An 18,974-nucleotide genomic window follows, 5' to 3' on the forward strand; every position below is an offset into this window, starting at 1 on the left:
TCCGCTCACCAGCCCGCGGTGAGAAAATAGTTGGCATAGACAAATGGCCAGACTGCAAGGCAAAGGGCGAGCTTTCTCCTGTCGCTGAGACGGGCGCCGACAAGCCGGGACACTGACCAGGAAATCAAGGCGACAAGGACAAACCTTGGTAGCCGCGCCACCGGCGAGACAAGAAAAAGCGATTGTGCGGGGATCGATGCGTAGCCCGCTTCGGCCGAAAGAACCTTGTAAGGGATGCCGCTGAAGGCTCCACCGAGCAACCCCTCGAACAGGCCTGCCTGCAACAGCTGCCTGGCCATCTCAAATGTTGATCCGGAAATCCCGGGCACCAGCAGCAGCACCTGAAGTGTTTCTTCCGGAAAATGCTGTGCGCAGGTCCAGACCAGCAGACCGCCGAACGCGGCCGCGAAGGACGCCAGAAGTGCCGCTATCATGGCCTTGCCAAGCGAGCGAAGCGCGATGATGCTCAAAAGCGCGTCGGGAGCGATGAAGAACAGCGTTGCCTCGGCAAAGCTCCAGAGCGCAGCCAGGCAGAAAAGTGCCAACTTACTATTCCCAGGATGCAAAGGTCTTTTCCGTCGAGAGAGCGTTAAAGCGCTCCTTCAATCCGGTCATAAAATGAGTCCGGTCCTCGTTCCAAGTAATTGGTTCCCCGACGAAAATATCGCAGAAGAACGGCACCAGCAGGAATGATCCTTTCGGCAAGGCCTTGCCGAGGCCGTGGGTGAAGACGGGCACGACCGGTGCTTCCGGGAACCGTTCGGCAAGAAAGGATACGCCTTTCTTGAGATCAGTCATCTGTTCCGGTTCGCCGCGCGAACCTTCCGGAAACAGGATCAGAACCTTGCCCTGACGCAGAACCTCGTAGCAGCCTTCCAGCGGGTCGACATTCTTCTCTTTCCGGCCACGCTCCACCGGGATAATGCCGAGGACATGTTCCGACAGCCAGGCCTTGAGAGGGGAGGAGAAGAAATAATCTGCCGCCGCAACCGGCTTTATGTCCTTCAGGTTCGACAGGGGCATCAAGGCCATCAGCACCATCGTATCCAGATGGCTGTTGTGGTTGGCAACGATGATCGCCGGACCTTTGGCCGGCAGCAGTTCCTTGCGACGCACGTTCAGCCCGAGCAGGAACAGGACCGCGATCTTGACGAATATGTAGAAGATCTTCTGGAGCATCAGTGAATGTTCCCGGCCTTGGTCTTTCCAGGAACGCCAAGGCTCTTTTTCGTCATCCCGGCCAAGCATGGCGCGAGCCGGGATCGGGGAGCCGCCGGCCTCTGCAAATTGAACGAAAACAGTCTCGACGCTTTGGCTCGCCGGCCCCGGATCTCCGCTCCGCTACGTCCGGGGTGACGATGGAGGAGAGAGTGACTGCGGTGACGAAGAGGCGACTGCGTGCGCAAAGTGGGAGCGGTCATCCTGACATCCCCCTTCAGTAATAGAAATAGCGGGTGAAGTGGAAGAACAGCGGCGCGGTGTAGGTCAGGCTGTCGATCCGGTCGAGGATGCCACCATGACCGGGAATAAGACTGCCGGTGTCCTTGACGCCGAGATCCCGCTTCAGGGCCGAGACGGTGACATCACCAACGAACCCCGCGACCGGGATCAGCAGGCCGGCGGCAGCGGCGTGGATCATGTCAAAGGGCGTGACCAGCGGTGCGGTCAGAAGGGACAGAACGAAAGTGGTTGCAACGCCGCCAAGAAAGCCTTCCCACGTCTTGTTGGGACTGACGCCCGGAATGATCTTGTGACGGCCAAACAGTTTGCCCCAGGTGTATTGGGCAACGTCGTTGAACTGGGTCAGAAACAGGAGGAACAGCAGCAGACCCGGACCGCCGGTGCTGTTGGCCTCGGTCGCCGGCAGGATCAGGAGGAAAGCCGCGTGGCTGATGGAGAAGACGCATAGCATTAGCCCCCAGTTGAGGGTGCCGACAGCGCGCAGGAAGCCCTCGGTCTGTTGGGTCAGCAGGCTGACGAAGGGCAGGAACAGGAACATGTAGACCGGGATGAACACCGCGAACATGCCATAGTAGCTGTCGTAGACCCAGAAGTACTGCACGGGGATCGACAGATACGCCCAGAACAGCACCCGCCTGTCAGCCCGGCGGGTGGGGATCATCGAGAAATACTCTTTCAGCGCCAGGAAGCTGATGAGGGCGAAAACAATGATCGAGACCGTGTTGCTGACCAGGAAGGAGACGGTGAAAATTGCCACCATCACCCACCAGCTGACGGTGCGCTGAACCAGTTCGCTCATGTTCTTGGCGGAGCGTTTCGAAATCACGAAGACGATGGCGCTGGCAACGCACAGCACGGCCCAGATGCCGATCAGGGCCCAATGGATGGTCAGGAGGTTCATGCGGATTGTTTCTCCCTGATTGCCGCCCTGGCGCGGTTGAAGATGGTGACTGCGGACAGCGCCAGCCCGGCACCGAAAAGGATCTGATAAAGGAGAGGCGCGGTCAGGCCAAAGGACATCAGGAACCCGCAAAGACCGAACAGGGCTGCCCGGTCGCTCTTGCCGAATGGGCCGTCATACCGGCGGCTTGCGCCGATCTGGACTGCGATCACGCCGGTCATTTCGCCGATGATGGCAAGTACGACCAGTCCGACGACAATCGGCCCATCGACAAAAGGCAGGAGTGCGAAGGGCAGGTAGAGCGCAGCGTCTGACAGCACATCGCCCAGTTCGTTGAGCACCGCGCCAAGGTCGGATTTCTGGTCGTGTTCCCGCGCCAGCATGCCGTCGATCGCATTGAGGCCCATGCGGATGAACAGAACCAGCGGCAACAGGATCAAGGGCAGGAAAGCGCCGGGAAAGATCCAGAGCAGCAGGCCTTCGCCAATCGACAGGCCAAGCGCGGCCAGGGTTACCTGATTGGCCGTCACCCCGTTTGCGGCAAGCGATCTGCACACGGGGCGAAGCAGGTCCTGAAAACGGGACTTCAGCTGGTAAATCGTTGGCATTCAAAAACTTTCCCGACTAATTTTCGGGAAAGATATAGGTATAGAGCACCCGGTGCACGCTAGAATTTCAATTGCCTGCTGTCACTTCCTGACAGGGTCGCGCTGGAGCAGGCGTTTCAGGTGATCAGTAACATTTTCCGGCTCTTCCAGCGGTGTCAGGTGGCCACTGTGTTCCAGGACAACAAGGTCCGCTGACTGGATCAGGCTGGCCATGGACCGATGAAGCTCCGGCGGCGTCAACTGATCATGATTGCCACACAGCACCAGTGTCGGGCAGGTAATGCCGGTGAGCGACGCGCGGCTGTCGGGGCGAGCAATGCGCGTCTGGCGAATGAAGACGTCTGGACCAAGCCGCTGCGTCATGGCACGAACCCGATTGATCATGTCGGCATTGTCCCGGTTTTCCGGGGCAAGATAGGACTGGGCGAGTTTTCTGCCGAAACCGTGGAAACGGCCAGGTTTCGACGCCTGGGCAATCAGTTGTTCGCGCTCTGCGGCGCGTTCCGGCGTGTCAGGCAGCATGGTGGTGTCGAGGAGGGCGAGATGGGTCACGCGTTCCGGGGCGCGGCGCAGGATTTCCTGAGCGACGATACCGCCGAGCGAAAACCCGGCGAGCGCAAAGCGGTCCTCGCTGGTGGCCAGAACCATTTCCGCCAGAGCCCCCAGCGAACTACCGCGTGTTATGTCGGCAACCCGGGGCCGAGCGATGTCAGCGAGACCGGTGATCTGATCCCGCCAGAGATCCGCATCGTTCAGGAGCCCCGGGATCAGGACGATCTGCGGCAGGCTCATGCATCGGCCTCCTGCGCGGAGGCGAGGATTGTCCGGGCACGGATGCGGACCGGCTCGTCGACCATTGCGCCATCGACATTGGCTGCGCCATCACCCGAGGCGAGAACACGCCTGGCCCACTCGATTTCGTCGAGGCTCGGGGCGAAGGCGCGTTTGATCTCGGCAAGCTGTCTTGGGTGAATGCAGAGTTTGCCGGCCATACCGAGATCCCGTGCATGGCAGGCGTCTTCAAATGTCTGCGCAGGGTTGTCGAGCTGTGCTGTGACGCCGTCGATCGGGGCCGCGATGCCGGCAAGCCGGGACGCCAGAACCAGTTCGGAGCGAACGGGCAAGAGCACGTCTTTCAAATGCGAGCAGCCAAGATCGGCGCAATAGTCGATGGACCCGAAAGCCAGTCGAACCACCCCATCGGTGCTTGCAATGCTCCTGGCATTGGCAAGTCCCCTGGCACTTTCAATCAGCGCGATAACCGGGACCGAGCCACCCAGGGCAGTGTGGAGCGTGGCAATCTCTCCGGGAGCCTCCGCCTTCGGCAGCATGACGGCATCCGGTGCCAGCTTGCGAAGAGCCATGACATCCTCCGGGTGCCACGAAGTCCCAACGGCGTTGATGCGCACGATGACCGGTTTTTCAGTGAAGCCGGTTGTCAGATTGGTGCGAGCGGCCTCTTTCTCCGATGCGGGGACCGCGTCTTCCAGATCCAGGATGATCGCGTCGGCTTCGGTTGCGGCTGCCTTGGGGAACCGTTCGGGCCTATTTGCCGGCACGAACAGAGGTGTCCTGACTGCCGTTACCATGCCGCCGTCGCCTCCATGGCAACCGGGCCGCCAAGCTGCGCGGTCCAGAGCTTCATGGTTTCTCCCTCCGTTTGCGCGTTCACCGAGAAGTCTGCAGTGTCGAATATGGTCGACAGACTTCGAAACCGGAATGTTTTCGGTGCTCTTTCCTTGAGATCCGCCGCGAACTGGCAAAGCAATGTTGCCTGCAAGGGACCGTGAACAATAAGCCCTGGATAGCCCTCCACGTCGCGGACATAGTCCTTGTCGTAGTGGATGCGGTGCCCGTTGAAGGTCATGGCCGAATAGCGGAAGAGGTAGGCAGCCGACGGCGTGATCTGCATGACGTCGTCTCCAGCCGTCGCAGGCGCCGGGGTCGTCTTCATGCCCGCAACGTTCTGTGCCTCCCGGTAGACGATGTCCTGACGCTCGCTCAAGACAGGTTGGCCGTCAGAAGTGACATCATGATTGACCGTGACGAAACAGAGTGGCCCGGTGCGGCCCTGTTTCAGGACCACATCCCTGACGGTTGAAACCCGCCGGACCTCTTCGCCAATCCGGATGTCACCCTGGAAGGTGAACTCGCCGCCTGCCCACATGCGCCGGGGCAGGGGCACGGGCGGCAGGAAGCCGCCACGGGCTGCATGACCGTCCGGCCCCAAACCGGCTGTCTGAACGGCCGGCTGAGCAAGACAGAAATGGATCAGCAGCGGCGCGACATCACCTGGAGCTTCACCTGATGTCCGGTCAAAGGTCGCGTTGAACTGGCGAACCAGTGTGGGGCTCAAGATCTCCGAGGCGCTGTCTTCGCGCCCTATCCAGCTGCGCAGGTGGTCGATGTCGAGGTCCATGATCACGCCTCCAGGGGCTTGAGGGCCGGGATCGGGCCGTAGCTGCGCGGTTCGCCCGAAAAGATGGCTGCAGGGGCGGGGAAGGAGACCGGGCCATTCGGGCTGTCGACGGTGATACGCCTCAGGTGCGGATGGGTCGACAGGCCTTCCATATCGTTGACCGAGGCCAATGCGATATTAGCCTCCGTCAGCAACCTGATGGCCGTTTCGGCATCAAATTTCGCAAAGGCTTCGCCAACAGCGGCATCCGTTTCCCTGCGATTGTTCACCCGCGCGACGTTTGTTGCGAACCTTGGATCGGCGCCGAGTTCGGGTTTTTCGATGAAGTCGCTGCAAAGGGTCCTCCATTCCCGGTCGCTTTGAATGGCGATCAGAATTGCCGGACCTTCCTTGGGCTGGAAGACGCCATAAGGCGCAATCGAAGGATGGGCGAGGCCGACCCGCTGGGGGCTCTTGCCGCCTTCGTGGTTGAGAAGGGGGACGGTCAGCCAGTCGGCCAGAACATCGAACATGGAGACCGAGATCTGCGTGCCCTTGCCGGTGATCCCGCGCTGGATCAGGGCTTCCAGAATGGCGGTATAGGCCGTTGCCCCGGTGGCGATGTCGACAAGGGAAATGCCGACACGCGCGGGTTCGTTCGGTCCGCCGGTGATCGAACAAAGACCGGTTTCGGCCTGGATCAGCAAATCATAGGCCTTGCGGTCGGCCATCGGCCCGGTTTCGCCGAAACCGCTGATGGAGCAGGTAATGAGGCGCGGATAATCCACCACCAACCTGTCCGGATCAAAACCAAGGCGCGCCAAGGCGCCAGGCTTGAGGTTCTGGATCAGGACATCGGCGTTTGCGATCAGCTGCGCCAGCTTTTCCTTGCCCGTGTCGGAACCAAGATCCAGCGTGATGCTGTCCTTGCCCCGGTTCAGCCAAACAAAGTAACTCGACTGACCCTTGGCAACGTCGTCATACCCCCGGGCAAAATCACCTTCGGGCCGTTCGACCTTGGTGACTGTCGCTCCGGCATCTGCAAGCCGGGACGTGGCGTAGGGGGCGGCCACCGCCTGTTCGATGGCGACGACGTTCAATCCTTCCAGCGGCAACACCATCAGAACGACCTCGGCAGGCCAAGCACATGCTCGGCAACATAAGAAAGGATGAGGTTGGTGGAGATTGGTGCTACCTGGTAGAGCCGCGTCTCGCGGAACTTGCGCTCGACGTCATATTCGCAGGCAAAACCGAAGCCGCCATGGAACTGGATGCAGGCATTTGCCGCTTCCCAGCTTGCCTTTGCGGCCAGGTATTTGGCCATGTTTGCCTCCGCACCGCAGGGAGCGCCGGCATCAAACAGGCTACAGGCCTTGTAGCGCATCAGGTTGGCGGCCTCGATCTCGATATAGGCTTCAGCGATCGGAAACTGGACGCCCTGGTTCTGGCCTATGGGGCGACCGAAGACTTCCCGTTCGCGCACATAGTCAGTCACCTTGTCGGTGAACCAGTAGCCATCGCCGATACATTCGGCGGCAATCAGTGTGCGTTCGGCGTTGAGGCCGGTAAGGATATATTTGAATCCTTTTCCTTCCTCGCCGATGAGATTTTCTTCCGGGATTTCCAGATTGTCGAAGAAGAGCTCGTTGGTCTCGTGGTTGACCATGTTCAGGATCGGGCGAACCTCCATGCCTGATTTCATGGCTTGCCTGATATCGACCAGGAAGATCGAAAGGCCTTCCGATTTCTTCTGCACGTCGGCAAGCGGCGTTGTGCGCGCCAGGAGGATCATCAGGTCGGAATGCTGCACACGGCTGATCCAGACCTTCTGGCCGTTGACGACGTAGCGGTCGCCCTTCTTCACGGCAGTGGTCTTGATCCTGGTGGTGTCCGTGCCCGTCGTCGGCTCGGTCACGCCCATGGACTGCAACCGCAATTCGCCGCTTGCGATCTTCGGCAGATATTTCAGCCGCTGTTCTTCCGAGCCATGCCGCACGAGCGTGTTCATGTTGTACATCTGGCCGTGACAAGCGCCGGAATTGCCGCCTGCACGGTTGATTTCTTCCATGATGACCGAAGCTTCGGTGAGCCCGAGACCGGATCCGCCGTAGTCCTCCGGGATAAGTGCGGCCATCCAGCCTTCGCGTGTCAGGGCGTCGACAAATTCTTCCGGATAGGCGCGGGCCTCATCGATCTTGCGGTGGTATTCGGCGGGAAACTGGGCACATAGCGCGCGGATGCCGTCGCGAATGTCCTGGTAGCTATCAGGTTGGCTTGTCATGTGGGCTTTTCGTCTTGCGTGTTCGTTGACCGCAGTTAAGCCGCTGAATTGCTATTGAACAAATATATGTTTTGGATAGTTACCATATAATTTTCATATGGTAACTTGTTGCCATGGACATCCGCCAACTCCGTTATTTTCAGGAAATTGTCGCGCAGGGTTCGCTCACCCGGGCTGCCGAAAGCCTGCATGTGGCGCAGCCGGCCCTGTCGTTGCACCTGAAGAACATGGAGGAGCAGCTTGGCACCAGGCTGCTGACGCGCAGTCGCTCCGGTGTCACGCCCACGGAGGCGGGAGACCTGCTGCTGCAAAGGGCGCGGGCAATTCTCGAGGATCTGGCGCGCACGGAAGACGATATCCGCAATCTGGAAACCGATCCGTCCGGCATCGTGCGGATCGGCCTGCCGGGCACGATCAGTGCCATGGTGTCTCTGCCGTTGATCCTGGCGGCGCGTGAGCGCTTTCCGCGGATCACGCTCAATATTACCGAGGCCATGAGCGGTTTTGTTGGTGATTGGCTGAGCGAAGGCAAGATCGATCTTGCCGTGCTTTACAGCCGTTCCAAGGATGCACGTATCCGGTCTGAATTATTGCTTGAAGAAGAGCTTGTGGTTCTGTGGCCCGCCGATGCCGAACGTCCGCAGGAAATGAACATGGAGGCACTCGACAACGTGCCAATGGTGCTGCCGAGCGGAGCGCACGGCTTGCGGGTGCTGATTGACAGGACGTTCCAGGCGCTGGGCTTTGCACCAGAAATCGCGATGGAAATCGACTCCTTCAACAACATCAAGCGCCTGGTGGCGGCCGGGTTCGGCCCGTCGATCCTGCCGCTTTACGCGGTGACGGAGGAAGTGGCAGCAGGTTCCCTTCGTATCAGCCGCATTGCCGCGCCGGGGCTCTGGCGCGGGGCTCATCTGATGTCGCCGGGTGGACGACCCGTGACGCGGGCGCTGGAAGCGGTGCACGCTTTGCTGCGCGAGGTTATCCTGGATCTGCGCGACAAGGGGGCCTGGGCCGCTTCCCGGCCACCGCAGGTTTCCGGCACCGAGACTGTCTCCTGAGGGGAACAAAACCCGGAGCTCTGTCGTTTTCCCGATACTGCCCTATGCTGGCTGAGCAAGCAGCCTGTCCATGTGTGCAAGGCTTCCCGCTATTTCTGGAGAACCGATTGACGATGATCGACGCTGTCCTGCTGACCTCGCCCCGTATTTCCACCTTTGATGACCAGACCTATCTCACGAACGCCAGCAGCTTTTTCTTTGCGCGTGATGAGCGCCTGTTTCTCGTTACCAGCCGGCATGTCATGGTGGATGAGCCAAGCGGGCATCATCCCTCCCGTATCGAAATCGAACTCCACAACGACCCTGAAAACCTGGCCGACTCCATCGCTTTTTCGATCCCGCTTTTCCGGGATGGCAAAAGCCTCTGGCGCCAGGGAGAGGATACCGCAGGCGATATCGACGTTGCGGTGATCGAGATTGACCGGGCGGCGCTACCTGAAAATATCGTCTATCGGGCCTTCGGGCCGGAACACCTGAGTGACCCGCAAGAGCATGTCGAGATCGGATCATCCATTCTGGTTGTCGGTTTTCCGCTCGGGTTTCATGACACGCTCCATCACATGCCGGTCGTCCGCCACGCGGTCGTGGCTTCCTCCTTCGGCTTTCGGTTTCAGGGCATGGGCTATTTCCTGACCGATGCCCGCACGCATCGCGGCACAAGTGGGGCTCCGGTGGTCATGCGCAATACGGCAGACACCGCAAGCGAACTGCCGTGGAAACTGCTTGGCGTTCACTCCGCCCGCCTCGATGTCGGAACGCGCGATCTCGTGCTGGATGAGGCGCTAGGCCTCAATTGCGCCTGGTATGCGGACATTCTGATGACGCTTACGGAGGGGTGACCCCCGTCAAAGGCAAACTTCAGCCCTGGATCTTCAGGCGGGTTTGAACCTGTAGTGGCCGGTGATTTCGAAATCGAACAGCCGGTCTTCCAGCTGCGTTCCAGCACCAATGTTGTGGACCACCATTGGTCGTTCGCTGTCTGCGGAGGCACGGTGACTGACAATCGCCATGTGCGGCAGGTTTCCAGGCAGCATCTGGGAAACGACGTCGCCGGGCTGATAGTCTTTGGCGTTTGCAGTGACCGGAAGAGCTGCGCCTTTTCGTCTGAAGAAGGTCTGCAGGTTTGGCACCCGCCGGTGGTCGATGTTCCTGTCCGGGCGTTTGAGACCCCAGATCTTTGGATAGGACGAAAAGTCCGACTTCATGTCCGCATTAACGGCCGACTGGAGATCGTAACCGAAGGCGTCGCGGTAAGCTCTGACGACCACATCGGTGCATACACCGCGTTCGCGCGGCAGGTCGCCATTTGGAAACGGGAGCGAGACATAGGCCGGATCGTAGACCACCGTAACGCCGATCTGGCTTTCTGCTGCCTCAATCAGCTGTCCCGCCCACGGATTGGGCAAAGCAAAACTGTTTGCCGTTGCTTCAGTGGGCGGCGTGGACGGTCCGGCAAGTGCCTTGCTGACGAGCTGCAACCCGGTTTGCAGCCGATAAGCGGGGACGGTGTGTGCCGCGTACGCGCCTCCTGCTGCCAGAAGTCCGGTTCCGAACAGGAATGTACGCCGCTTCATGTGAGAGCTCCCATAAATCTGAAGCCGGAATACTGGCGGAGTGGGACCGGAATGGGGCGAGGCGACATTTGACCGATTTTCCCGTTGGGTAAACCAATACGCGTGTCGTTGCGGAAGTCGGTCAATTGCACGTTTTTTGTTCTCGAAAATTTAATCTGATGAGTCTTTACTGCAGCAAAAGGCGGTAAATGTTGACGAAATTTGGGGAAATACTGCTGAAAACGGCAATGATTGTCTTTTTGTCCTGGCTGGCGACGCCTGCCCAGGCCGAGCAGGCATCCCTGTCCTATGATCAGTTCTTTCTGCGTCACAGCGCAACCATGATGCTGATCGATCCGGATACCGGAAGCATTCTTGATGCCAACAATGCCGCGGCAGACTTCTACGGGTTCGACCGGGATACGCTGCGCCGCATGTCCATTCAGAACATCAATCAGCTGACGGCCGAGCAGGTTGAAGCCGAACGTCAACTTGCCAAGGCTGAACACCGAAATTTCTTCATCTTCCGCCACAAGCTGGGAGATGGCTCCGTTCGAAGCGTGGAAGTTCATTCAACTCCGGTGGACTACAACGGCAGGAAGGCTTTGCTTTCCGTGGTGCACGATATTTCCGACGACCGGCAGCGGGAACAAGAACTGTGGCACTACAAGAACCGCCTGGAGGAAATGGTCGACAGCAAGAGCGCGGAACTTTCCTCTGCCTATAACGCCCGGAACCAGTGGATGCTGGGCCTGGTGGGTACGCTTGGTCTGTCGCTTGTCGTCGTCAGTTTTCTGCTGCTTGAAAGACACACCGCGCACAAGCGGCTGCGATCCTCGGAGCAGCGTTTGCGAGAGATCATCTTCGGCACCAACGTCGGGACCTGGGAATGCAACGTTCAGACCGGGGAGGTGGTCTACAACGAACGCTGGGCTGAAATTCTCGGCTATTCGCTGGCCGAGTTGCAGCCGCTCAGCCGACAGACCTGGTACCGGCTGACCCATCCGGACGATGTGGAAAAATCTGAGCAGAAGCTGGCAGAGGTGTTTTCCGGAGCAAGGGAAGCCTACGACAACGAAATTCGCATGCGCCACAAGGAGGGCAGGTGGGTCTGGGTTCTCGACAGGGGACGTGTGGTCGAATGGACGAAAGACGGCGAGCCTTTGCGCATGTCCGGCACCCATTCGGATATTACCCGTCTGAAGAAGACGGAAGAAGCTGTCAGGCGGCTAGCGATGACCGACCATCTGACAGGCCTTTCGAACCGGGCACATTTCAGCCAGAGCCTTGCGGAAAACGTTGCCATAGCAGACCGGGATAACCGCAAGTTTGCGCTGATGATGCTGGACCTTGATACCTTCAAGCCGGTCAACGATAGCCACGGGCATCCGGTGGGTGACGCTCTGCTCCAGGCCGTTGCCTCCACCATCAAGCGCTGCACGCGCGAAGGGGATGTCGTGACCCGGATCGGTGGGGATGAGTTTGCCGTGATCATCGGCGATTACGCGGAAGAGAAGGATGTTCTGGCCTGTGCCACCCGCATCTACCGGGAGGTCTCGCGGCCGATGGAAATCAAGGGCAAGGATATCAACATCAGCATCAGCATCGGGGTGTCGTTCTATCCCGATGATGCAGATGATGCCAAATCGCTGATCACCCACGCGGACCAGGCCATGTATGAAGCCAAGAAGAGCGGGGCAAACGTCCTGACGTATGAAGCCTACAGGATGCGGGTGGCGAGCTAGCTGCGGTGAAAGTGAACGACATTCCTATGGCCTGCCTTCTTCCCCAGGCCTGCTCCTTGTCTAGACCCAGCGTGCCAGTTCCTCTTCGTAGGGCGAGATATCGCCGAACTTCGCCGTGACCCAGTCCGGATTGTAGTAGGTATCGAGATAACGCTGGCCGCTGTCACACATCAGCGTGACGATCGAGCCTGTCTCGCCATTGTCGATCATCCGGCCGGCGATTTGCAGCGCGCCCCAGAGATTTGTGCCGGTGGAAGCGCCCGCCTTGCGGCCGATCAGTTTCTCCAGCCACAGGATCGTTGCAACGCTTGCGGCATCGGGCACCTTGATCATGTCGTCGATGACGTCCGGCAGAAACGAGTGTTCCACCTTTGGCCGGCCAATGCCTTCGATCCGGCTTGAGCAGTTTTCGGTGAGAGCATGGTTCCCGGTACGATAGGCATCATAGAAGACCGAGTTTTCCGGATCGACCACGGTCAGGCCGGTGTCGTAGCCCCGGTAGCGGATAAACCGGCCAAGCGTTGCTGACGTGCCACCCGTGCCGGCGCTCATCACCAGCATCTTCGGCACAGGATGTGGCTCGAATTCCATCTGATTGAAGATGCTTTCGGCAATGTTGTTGTTCCCGCGCCAGTCGGTTGCCCGCTCCGCATAAGTGAACTGGTCCATGAAATGCCCGCCGAGCTGTTCGGCAAGGTCCACCGCCGCGCCGTGCATCTCGGGCGCTGATCCGACGAAATGCGGTTCACCGCCGTAGAGCCGGATTTGCTCGATCTTGCTGTGGGCGGTGCTTTGCGGCACCACGGCAATGAATGGCACGCCGATCATTTGCGCGAAATAAGCTTCCGAAACGGCCGTGCTGCCCGACGAGGCTTCGATCACCGGTGTGCCTTCGCGGATCCTGCCGTTGCACAGCGCATATAGAAACAGCGACCGGGCGAGACGGTGCTTCAGGCTGCCGGTCGGGTGGGTGCTTTCATCCTTCAGATAGATATCGACACCGGCGCAACTGAGGCCATGCAGCTTGAACAGATGCGTGTCGGCGGACCGATGCGCATCCGCGTTAATCCTGGCGACAGCATCTCGCACCCATTTGTCCATCGCAGTTCTCCCGGCAGTTGTTGCCCAAGAGTGGCGCTAAAGCGGAATGCCCGCAATATGGGCGATGAGTTCCAGGCTGTTGCGGGCGCTGAATTTCTTCATCAGCCGGGCGCGGTGGACCTCGACCGTGCGCGGTGACAGCCCGAGCAGGCGGGCGATTTCCTTGGTTGTATTTCCTTCGGCCAGCAGTTTGGCCACCTGGCGTTCTCGCAGGCTCATTTCAGCCAGTGGCCGGTCTTCGGAAATGTCGGCAAAGCTCCAGACCGCCCGTGCGAACGGGGCGTCAAGGTTGAGAGACTGGCCACGCACGCGGCACCAGAACAGATCTCCGGATTTGCGACGCATGATGCGTTCATCCCGGTAGCGACCACTGCCTTTCATCCGTTCCAGCCCGATCTTGCCGATGCGGAGAAACTCTTCCGAAGAGGGATAAAGGACAGACAGCGAGGCCCCGGAAAGTTCCTCCGGTTCAAAGCCGAACATATCGGCAAGACGCGCATTGCAGCGCCGGATCTGCCGCTCTTCCGTCAAGGCCAGGCCGACGGGCGCATTGTCGAAAGCAAGCGCTGCGAAGTCGTCCATGGGCTCCCCGTTACGTGTTTTGACGGAATTTTCGCTCTAAGGGTCTGAAGAGTATCAGATAGCTGTCCCGCACGGCCGTTTTTCTGGAAACCACATCTGGTCCGGAAGAACCAGCGAGCCGAAGGGACGAGGGAGGTGCCGGGAGGAGACTGGCTAGGGTGTGTCCGGAGGAGGGCATGCCCGGTCGGTCATTCTTGTCCTGAGGAGCGAGCCTTGCTCGCGTCTCGAAGGATGGGCTGCTTGTCCGCAATATGCCGCCCGTCCTGCGAGACAGCGCTCGGCGCTTCCTCAGGATGAGAAAAGCGGGATGGCGGACCAACGCGGTCGCACTGCACCAAACGGCGTATCGGGGGGAGAAAAACAGGATGAATCCGGCAGAATGGTTATACCGGAGCGCGGCGAGAAACCCGCAGAGCCCGGCGCTGCTGCAGGGGACCGAGCGCAAGGCAAACTATCTGGAGTTTGCTCGTAGTGCCGGGGCCATAAGCGCCGCGCTTGCCAGCTATGGCATCGGCAAGGGAGACAGGGTCGCACTGTTTGCCGCAAATTCCACGCGCTATCTGGAAGCGCTTTACGGCATCTGGTGGCGTGGCGGCGCAGCCGTGCCGATAAACGCCAAGCTGCACGAAAAGGAAGCCGCCTGGATGGTGGAAAATTCCGGTGCAGAATTTGTGTTCGCCGACAGAAAGACCGCCGAGCTGGTGGCGCCGCATCTGCCGGAGGGCGTGGGTCTTGTCTCGCTCGACAGCCCTGAATTCGGCGCCATGTGCCAGGCAGCGCCGCACACCACGCCGGAACCTCTGGATCCTGCAGATCTTGCCTGGCTTTTCTATACCTCCGGCACCACCGGCAGGCCCAAGGGCGTAATGCTGACTTGCGGCAATCTCGCTTCGATGGCGCTGAGCTACTTTGTCGATGTCGATGACGTCAAGCCGCAGGATGCGATCCTCTATGCCGCGCCGATGAGCCATGGTGCCGGGCTCTACAATTTCATGCACGTGATGAAAGGGGCGCGTCACGTCGTACCGGTCAGCGGCGGGTTTGACGCTGCCGAAATCCTGCAGATCGCGCCTGTGATCGGCTCCATCTCCATGTTTGCCGCGCCCACCATGGTCCGCCGTCTGGTGGATGTCGCCAAGGCTTCGGGGGGCACTGGCCGGGGACTGCGGACCATCGTCTATGCCGGCGGGCCTATGTACGAGGCGGACATTCTGGAAGCGGTTGAAGTGATGGGTGCACGGTTCGTGCAGATCTACGGTCAGGGCGAATGCCCGATGGGCATCACCGCACTGCCGCGCGCCGAAGTTTGTGACCGCAGCCATCCACGTTGGCGCGAGAGGCTGAATTCCGTCGGCACGGCCCAGTCCGTCGTGCGGGTTGCGATCGTCGACGGTGATGGCCGGGAGCTGCCCCGCGGCGAAGTCGGGGAAATTGCCGTGCGCGGAGATACGGTGATGAAGGGCTACTGGCGAAACGAGGAGGCAACAGCCCAGACCATCCGTGACGGCTGGCTGTGGACCGGAGACGTTGGCCGCATGGATGAGGACGGCTACGTCACGCTGCAGGATCGGTCCAAGGACGTCATCATTTCCGGTGGCTCCAATATCTACCCGCGCGAGGTCGAAGAGGTGCTGCTGACACACCCGGCTGTGCACGAGGTGGCAGTCGTTGGCCGGCAGGACCAGGAGTGGGGAGAGATCGTTGTCGCCTTTGTTGCCTGTCACCCGGGCCAGAGCGTGAGCGAGGCTGAGCTCGACAAGCTCTGTCTGGACCGGATCGCCCGGTTCAAGCGGCCGAAACACTATCATTTCCCGGCTGCCCTGCCGAAGAACAACTACGGCAAGATCCTGAAAACGGACCTGAGACAACAGCTCGAAGCGGAGGAAACGGCATGACAGATCTCACCGGAAAAACAGCTCTCGTCACAGGGTCCGTTCAGGGGATCGGCCTGGCGATTGCCAAGGCACTGGCGGGGGCAGGGGCACGCGTTGCCGTCCACGGTCTGGCGAACCCGGAAGAGGCGCAAGCGGCTGTGGCAGAGATCAAGGCTGCCGGGGCACCGGACGCCCGGTTCTTTTCTGCGGACATGCGCGACGTGGCGGCTGTCGAGACGATGATGGCGGACGTTGCCGCCTGGGGCGGCCCGGATATCCTGGTCAACAATGCAGGTATCCAGAAGACTGTCAGCTTTGCCGAGGCGGATGCTGCCACATGGGACGCCATCATCGGCGTCAATCTGTCAGGCGTCTACCATACGATGCGTCTTGCCCTGCCGGCGATGGCCGAACGCGGTTTTGGCCGTGTGATCAACATTGCCTCGGTGCACGGGCTGGTCGCCTCGGTCAACAAGGCGCCTTACGTGGCTTCGAAATTCGGTGTCGTCGGTATGAGCAAGGTGGCCGCGCTTGAATATGCGGCAAGTGGTTCCAGAGCCTCGGGTGGGGTGACGGTCAATTGTATCGCGCCCGGCTGGACGGAAACCGCAATCATCGAGCCGCAGGTGGCAGCCCGCGCCGCCCTTCATGGCGGCGATCGCGACAAGGGCGTTGCAGATCTTCTGGCGGAAAAACAGCCTTCCCACCGCACGTCCGACCCGTCTGAAATCGGTGCGCTGGCGCTTTGGCTGTGCAGCCCGGTGGCGCACAACGTGACGGGCGTGACAATCCCCGTCGACGGTGGCTGGACAGCTCAATAAGGCTGTCGACCACCAAAACGGCAGACGAGCCCCCCGGTCGGGGCTCGTCCCTGTTTGGCTTCATGGGTGATCAGAGATCGCCAATGGCTGTATCGCGGATCTCCGGCCACTTGGCGTAAGCGCCGGCGAGAACCTCGTCCTTCTGCTCCAGGTACTTGTCGAAGATGACAGCGTTGACGAAGAGGTAGAGCTTGCCGTCGACGATATCGGCAAAGCGGACGTCGCCATCGAGTTTCTTGCCGACATAGATGCCGAAGGCGCAAAAGCCGCCGAACTGCGGCAGGAAGCTTTCCGGAGCAGCGTCGAACTGCTCCTTGGTTTCGGCCGTGGCGAAGTAGTAGTCGACACCATCATGGCTTGAGGTGTGGACCGCATCGCCAAGGCCCGGGGTCGCGCCTGCGAACATGGAAACAGGATCGATGCCGTGCATGCCGAGCGGATTGCCGTTGAGGGTGAGGCCGTTGGCAACGTTGTATTCGTCCGCAGCAAGGGCGGCGGTGGACAGAACAAGGGCTGCGGCCAGGGCCGGAAGGGCGAATTTGAGTTTCATTGGTTTGATCCAGTCTTGGGTTGGGGTAGTCGGTTTTGAGGAGAGTGCTGGTGGTCAGGCGGAACGGGCGATGCGTTCGACTGCGTCGTCGGTCCACCAGACGCCGTTGGCGACCATGCGGAAATTGATGATGGCGGCGAGGTAGCCGTCGCCTTCGGGCACCTTGGCGCCTGCGGTCGCATCGCGAACCACGGCCACTTCGAAGCCGAGTTCCAGAAGCTCATAAAGATGGGCCTGCGTGCACAGGTTTGCGGACATGCCGGCCAGGATCACCTTGTCGATCCCGCGCTTGCGCAGCTGCAGGTTCAGATCGTTCTGCGCCGGGCTGTAGACCTTGTGCGGTGAGCAGATGACGGTTTCGCCGTCCTCGATGTATTTCTTGTACTGCGGCATCCAGTCGGCGCCGGACCCTTCGAAATTCTCCAAGGAGAGCGGGCCCGGGCGATCGAACATGCCGATGGAATGCATGGTCTTTTCCAAGGTGCCTTCGAACTGCCACTTGTGGTCGTGCGGATAATAGTAGTGGGGCGAGATGAACACCGGCATCGCGGCAGCCTTGGCCGCCTTGAACAGGCGTTCGATGTTGTCGACGGTGCCTTGCTCGGTGACGCTTTCGCCAACGACACCCCATGTGACGCCGTCTTCGGACAGGAAGTCGATCTGCGGATCGGTGACGACAAGCGCGGTGCGGCCGGCTTCGATTTCCATGTCGATCTGCGGCAGGCCCGGTTTTTCCGGATCGGCATAGAGCGCACGGGCTTCTTCTGTTGCAGCGGTGGCGGAACCGGTGGCCATGGCGACGGCACCCACGGTTGCCGCACCGGCTGCCCCGGCAAGCAGGCGGCGGCGGGCGTGATCAACCGTTTCCGGTGTTACGCAGCAGGCGCAGGTCTTGTCATGTTCGTTGTCCATATGAAGTCTCCATTGCTTGTGTTGGACAGGGTTTGGGATGGGCAGCGCATCAACTTGAAGCGCTGTCAGGTTCGCGGCCGATCACCGGGTGCCTGAAGGCACGGCTCTCCTGTTCCCGGCGCAGGGCCGGGTTGGCGTCGGAATTGGCCGCGTTCCATGGGGGCGGCACCGGCATGCCGGTGCCAGAAAGCTGAGGTCAGAAAGCTGAGGTCAGATAGTTGCGTGGTCCGGTGCCTTGCTGGCACGCTCTGGAACCTTCCGGCGGACTGAAGCCGGTTTCGCATCATTTACCGGTAAGGTCGGCAGGCGCACGGTCAGAACCGCGCCTCTACCGCTGCTTCCGCCTCCGTTCTGAGCCGCAATCTTGCCGCCATGGCGTTCGGCGATCAGCCGGGCGATCCAGAGGCCAAGTCCCGAGGACGGCCCAGGCCGGGCGGCCTTTGCGGAAAGCTGGGTGAAGGGACGGAAGGCCCGGGCAAGATCGGCAGCGGTAAAGCCCTGGCCCTGATCGCTGACACGTACGGAGACATTACCGTCATCTTCCCGGGAGATAGCGCAAAGAACTGTGCCGTCGTCCGGGCTGTGGCGCACCGCATTGCCGATGAGATTGTCGAAGGCTTCGAACAACAGCTCTGCATCGCCGCAGATCAGACAGGGGGATAGGGACACAATTTCCAGACTGACCGCATGGCGGCGAGCCAGCGGTTGGTTGACGGCGACCGCCAGCGCCAGAACCTCGGCCAGATCAACTGGCCGCATCACACAGGAGAGCGGATCCCGTCCCTCCTTGCCGCGCTTGACCAGGGCGCTGAGACTGCCGGTCAGGTGCTGGAGGATACGGTCGGCCTTTGCGGCGTTATCCGCAATGGCGGGCTGACCTTCCCAGGTTGCGCATTGGGCAATGTGCTCAATCAACAGCGAGAGGTTGGCAAGAGGACCGCGCAGGTCGTGGGCGACGATGGAAAGCGTCCGGCCATAGGCGTTGCTGTCGGCCACGTTATCCGAATGCGGCAGCGCTGCCGGAAAAGTCGAAGGTGCATGGTCATGCCTGGCCGGACTGCGGGCCGTGATCTGTTCGATAATCATGTGGCGCTCCTTGTCTCAAAAGCCCTGGAGCGCTGCGGGA

The 18,974-nt window shown here is 60.3% G+C and carries 20 protein-coding genes; 5 read left to right on the forward strand and 15 right to left on the reverse strand.

All coding sequences use genetic code 11. The features are described 5' to 3' along the window. Positions 1-5: 5 nt before the first annotated feature. From ACP90_RS10465 to ACP90_RS10505, 9 genes are all read right to left on the reverse strand, one after another. A complete protein-coding gene (locus ACP90_RS10465; RefSeq protein WP_062488279.1) occupies positions 6-545 on the reverse strand; it encodes a hypothetical protein in 540 nt (179 codons plus the stop codon). A 4-nt stretch (positions 546-549) separates the two neighbouring features. Further along, entirely contained in the window at positions 550-1,179 is a 630-nt protein-coding gene (locus ACP90_RS10470) for a lysophospholipid acyltransferase family protein (protein ID WP_062491516.1), read from the reverse strand. A 256-nt stretch (positions 1,180-1,435) separates the two neighbouring features. After that, positions 1,436-2,362, reverse strand: coding sequence for a phosphatidate cytidylyltransferase (locus ACP90_RS10475; protein ID WP_023000733.1), 927 nt, complete (start codon positions 2,360-2,362; stop codon positions 1,436-1,438). Further along, positions 2,359-2,970, reverse strand: coding sequence for a CDP-alcohol phosphatidyltransferase family protein (locus tag ACP90_RS10480; protein ID WP_062488280.1), 612 nt, complete (start codon positions 2,968-2,970; stop codon positions 2,359-2,361). The genes ACP90_RS10475 and ACP90_RS10480 overlap by 4 nt, the downstream gene beginning before the upstream one ends. An 81-nt stretch (positions 2,971-3,051) precedes the next feature. Beyond that, a complete protein-coding gene (locus tag ACP90_RS10485) occupies positions 3,052-3,762 on the reverse strand; it encodes an alpha/beta fold hydrolase (RefSeq protein ID WP_062488281.1) in 711 nt (236 codons plus the stop codon). Next, complete coding sequence (locus tag ACP90_RS10490; protein ID WP_062488282.1) at positions 3,759-4,559, reverse strand: CoA ester lyase; 801 nt, start codon at positions 4,557-4,559, stop codon at positions 3,759-3,761. The genes ACP90_RS10485 and ACP90_RS10490 overlap by 4 nt, the downstream gene beginning before the upstream one ends. Next, positions 4,553-5,389: a MaoC family dehydratase N-terminal domain-containing protein gene (locus tag ACP90_RS10495; RefSeq protein ID WP_062488283.1), complete on the reverse strand. Its 837-nt coding sequence runs from the start codon at positions 5,387-5,389 to the stop codon at positions 4,553-4,555. The genes ACP90_RS10490 and ACP90_RS10495 overlap by 7 nt, the downstream gene beginning before the upstream one ends. A gap of 2 nt (positions 5,390-5,391) precedes the next feature. After that, on the reverse strand, positions 5,392-6,489 hold the full coding sequence (locus ACP90_RS10500; protein WP_062488284.1) for a CaiB/BaiF CoA-transferase family protein: 1,098 nt from the start codon (positions 6,487-6,489) through the stop codon (positions 5,392-5,394). After that, positions 6,489-7,649: an acyl-CoA dehydrogenase family protein gene (locus ACP90_RS10505; RefSeq protein ID WP_062488285.1), complete on the reverse strand. Its 1,161-nt coding sequence runs from the start codon at positions 7,647-7,649 to the stop codon at positions 6,489-6,491. Before ACP90_RS10505 ends, ACP90_RS10500 begins: the two co-directional genes overlap by 1 nt. 113 nt (positions 7,650-7,762) lie before the next feature. Between ACP90_RS10505 and ACP90_RS10510 the strand changes: the two genes are divergently transcribed. Further along, a complete protein-coding gene (locus ACP90_RS10510; RefSeq protein ID WP_062488286.1) occupies positions 7,763-8,710 on the forward strand; it encodes a LysR substrate-binding domain-containing protein in 948 nt (315 codons plus the stop codon). A gap of 113 nt (positions 8,711-8,823) precedes the next feature. Further along, positions 8,824-9,549 (forward strand): serine protease, encoded by a 726-nt coding sequence (locus tag ACP90_RS10515; protein ID WP_062488287.1) that lies wholly within the window; start codon positions 8,824-8,826, stop codon positions 9,547-9,549. A 33-nt stretch (positions 9,550-9,582) separates the two neighbouring features. Here ACP90_RS10515 and ACP90_RS10520 read toward each other — a convergent pair whose 3' ends face one another. Further along, on the reverse strand, positions 9,583-10,284 hold the full coding sequence (locus tag ACP90_RS10520) for a DUF1287 domain-containing protein (protein ID WP_062488288.1): 702 nt from the start codon (positions 10,282-10,284) through the stop codon (positions 9,583-9,585). A gap of 188 nt (positions 10,285-10,472) precedes the next feature. On the opposite strand from ACP90_RS10520, the gene ACP90_RS10525 reads away from it, so the two are divergent. After that, positions 10,473-12,008, forward strand: coding sequence for a sensor domain-containing diguanylate cyclase (locus ACP90_RS10525; RefSeq protein WP_062488289.1), 1,536 nt, complete (start codon positions 10,473-10,475; stop codon positions 12,006-12,008). 60 nt (positions 12,009-12,068) lie between these two features. On the opposite strand, the gene ACP90_RS10530 is transcribed toward ACP90_RS10525, so the two are convergent. Both ACP90_RS10530 and ACP90_RS10535 read right to left on the reverse strand, forming a co-directional pair. Further along, a complete protein-coding gene (locus tag ACP90_RS10530; RefSeq protein ID WP_062488290.1) occupies positions 12,069-13,109 on the reverse strand; it encodes a PLP-dependent cysteine synthase family protein in 1,041 nt (346 codons plus the stop codon). 36 nt (positions 13,110-13,145) lie between these two features. Next, a complete protein-coding gene (locus ACP90_RS10535) occupies positions 13,146-13,691 on the reverse strand; it encodes a helix-turn-helix transcriptional regulator (RefSeq protein WP_062488291.1) in 546 nt (181 codons plus the stop codon). A 365-nt stretch (positions 13,692-14,056) separates the two neighbouring features. Here ACP90_RS10535 and ACP90_RS10540 point away from each other — a divergent pair, with 365 nt between their 5' ends. Together ACP90_RS10540 and ACP90_RS10545 are read left to right on the forward strand one after the other, a co-directional pair. Then, positions 14,057-15,586 (forward strand): AMP-binding protein, encoded by a 1,530-nt coding sequence (locus ACP90_RS10540; protein ID WP_062488292.1) that lies wholly within the window; start codon positions 14,057-14,059, stop codon positions 15,584-15,586. Continuing rightward, positions 15,583-16,386, forward strand: coding sequence for an SDR family NAD(P)-dependent oxidoreductase (locus ACP90_RS10545; RefSeq protein WP_062488293.1), 804 nt, complete (start codon positions 15,583-15,585; stop codon positions 16,384-16,386). Before ACP90_RS10540 ends, ACP90_RS10545 begins: the two co-directional genes overlap by 4 nt. Before the next feature lie 70 nt (positions 16,387-16,456). Here ACP90_RS10545 and ACP90_RS10550 read toward each other — a convergent pair whose 3' ends face one another. From ACP90_RS10550 to ACP90_RS10560, 3 genes are all read right to left on the reverse strand, one after another. Continuing rightward, the gene (locus tag ACP90_RS10550) at positions 16,457-16,936 is read right to left on the reverse strand and encodes a YHS domain-containing (seleno)protein (protein WP_062488294.1); all 480 of its coding nucleotides are present in this window, start codon (positions 16,934-16,936) and stop codon (positions 16,457-16,459) included. Between the two features lie 54 nt (positions 16,937-16,990). After that, entirely contained in the window at positions 16,991-17,848 is an 858-nt protein-coding gene (locus ACP90_RS10555) for a cysteine hydrolase (protein WP_023000749.1), read from the reverse strand. A 210-nt stretch (positions 17,849-18,058) separates the two neighbouring features. After that, positions 18,059-18,934 (reverse strand): HAMP domain-containing sensor histidine kinase, encoded by an 876-nt coding sequence (locus tag ACP90_RS10560; protein ID WP_062488295.1) that lies wholly within the window; start codon positions 18,932-18,934, stop codon positions 18,059-18,061. Positions 18,935-18,974 lie beyond the last annotated feature (40 nt).

The sequence above is a fragment of the Labrenzia sp. CP4 genome (genome assembly GCF_001579905.1).
GTDB classification, from domain to species: Bacteria; Pseudomonadota; Alphaproteobacteria; order Rhizobiales; family Stappiaceae; genus Roseibium; species Roseibium algicola.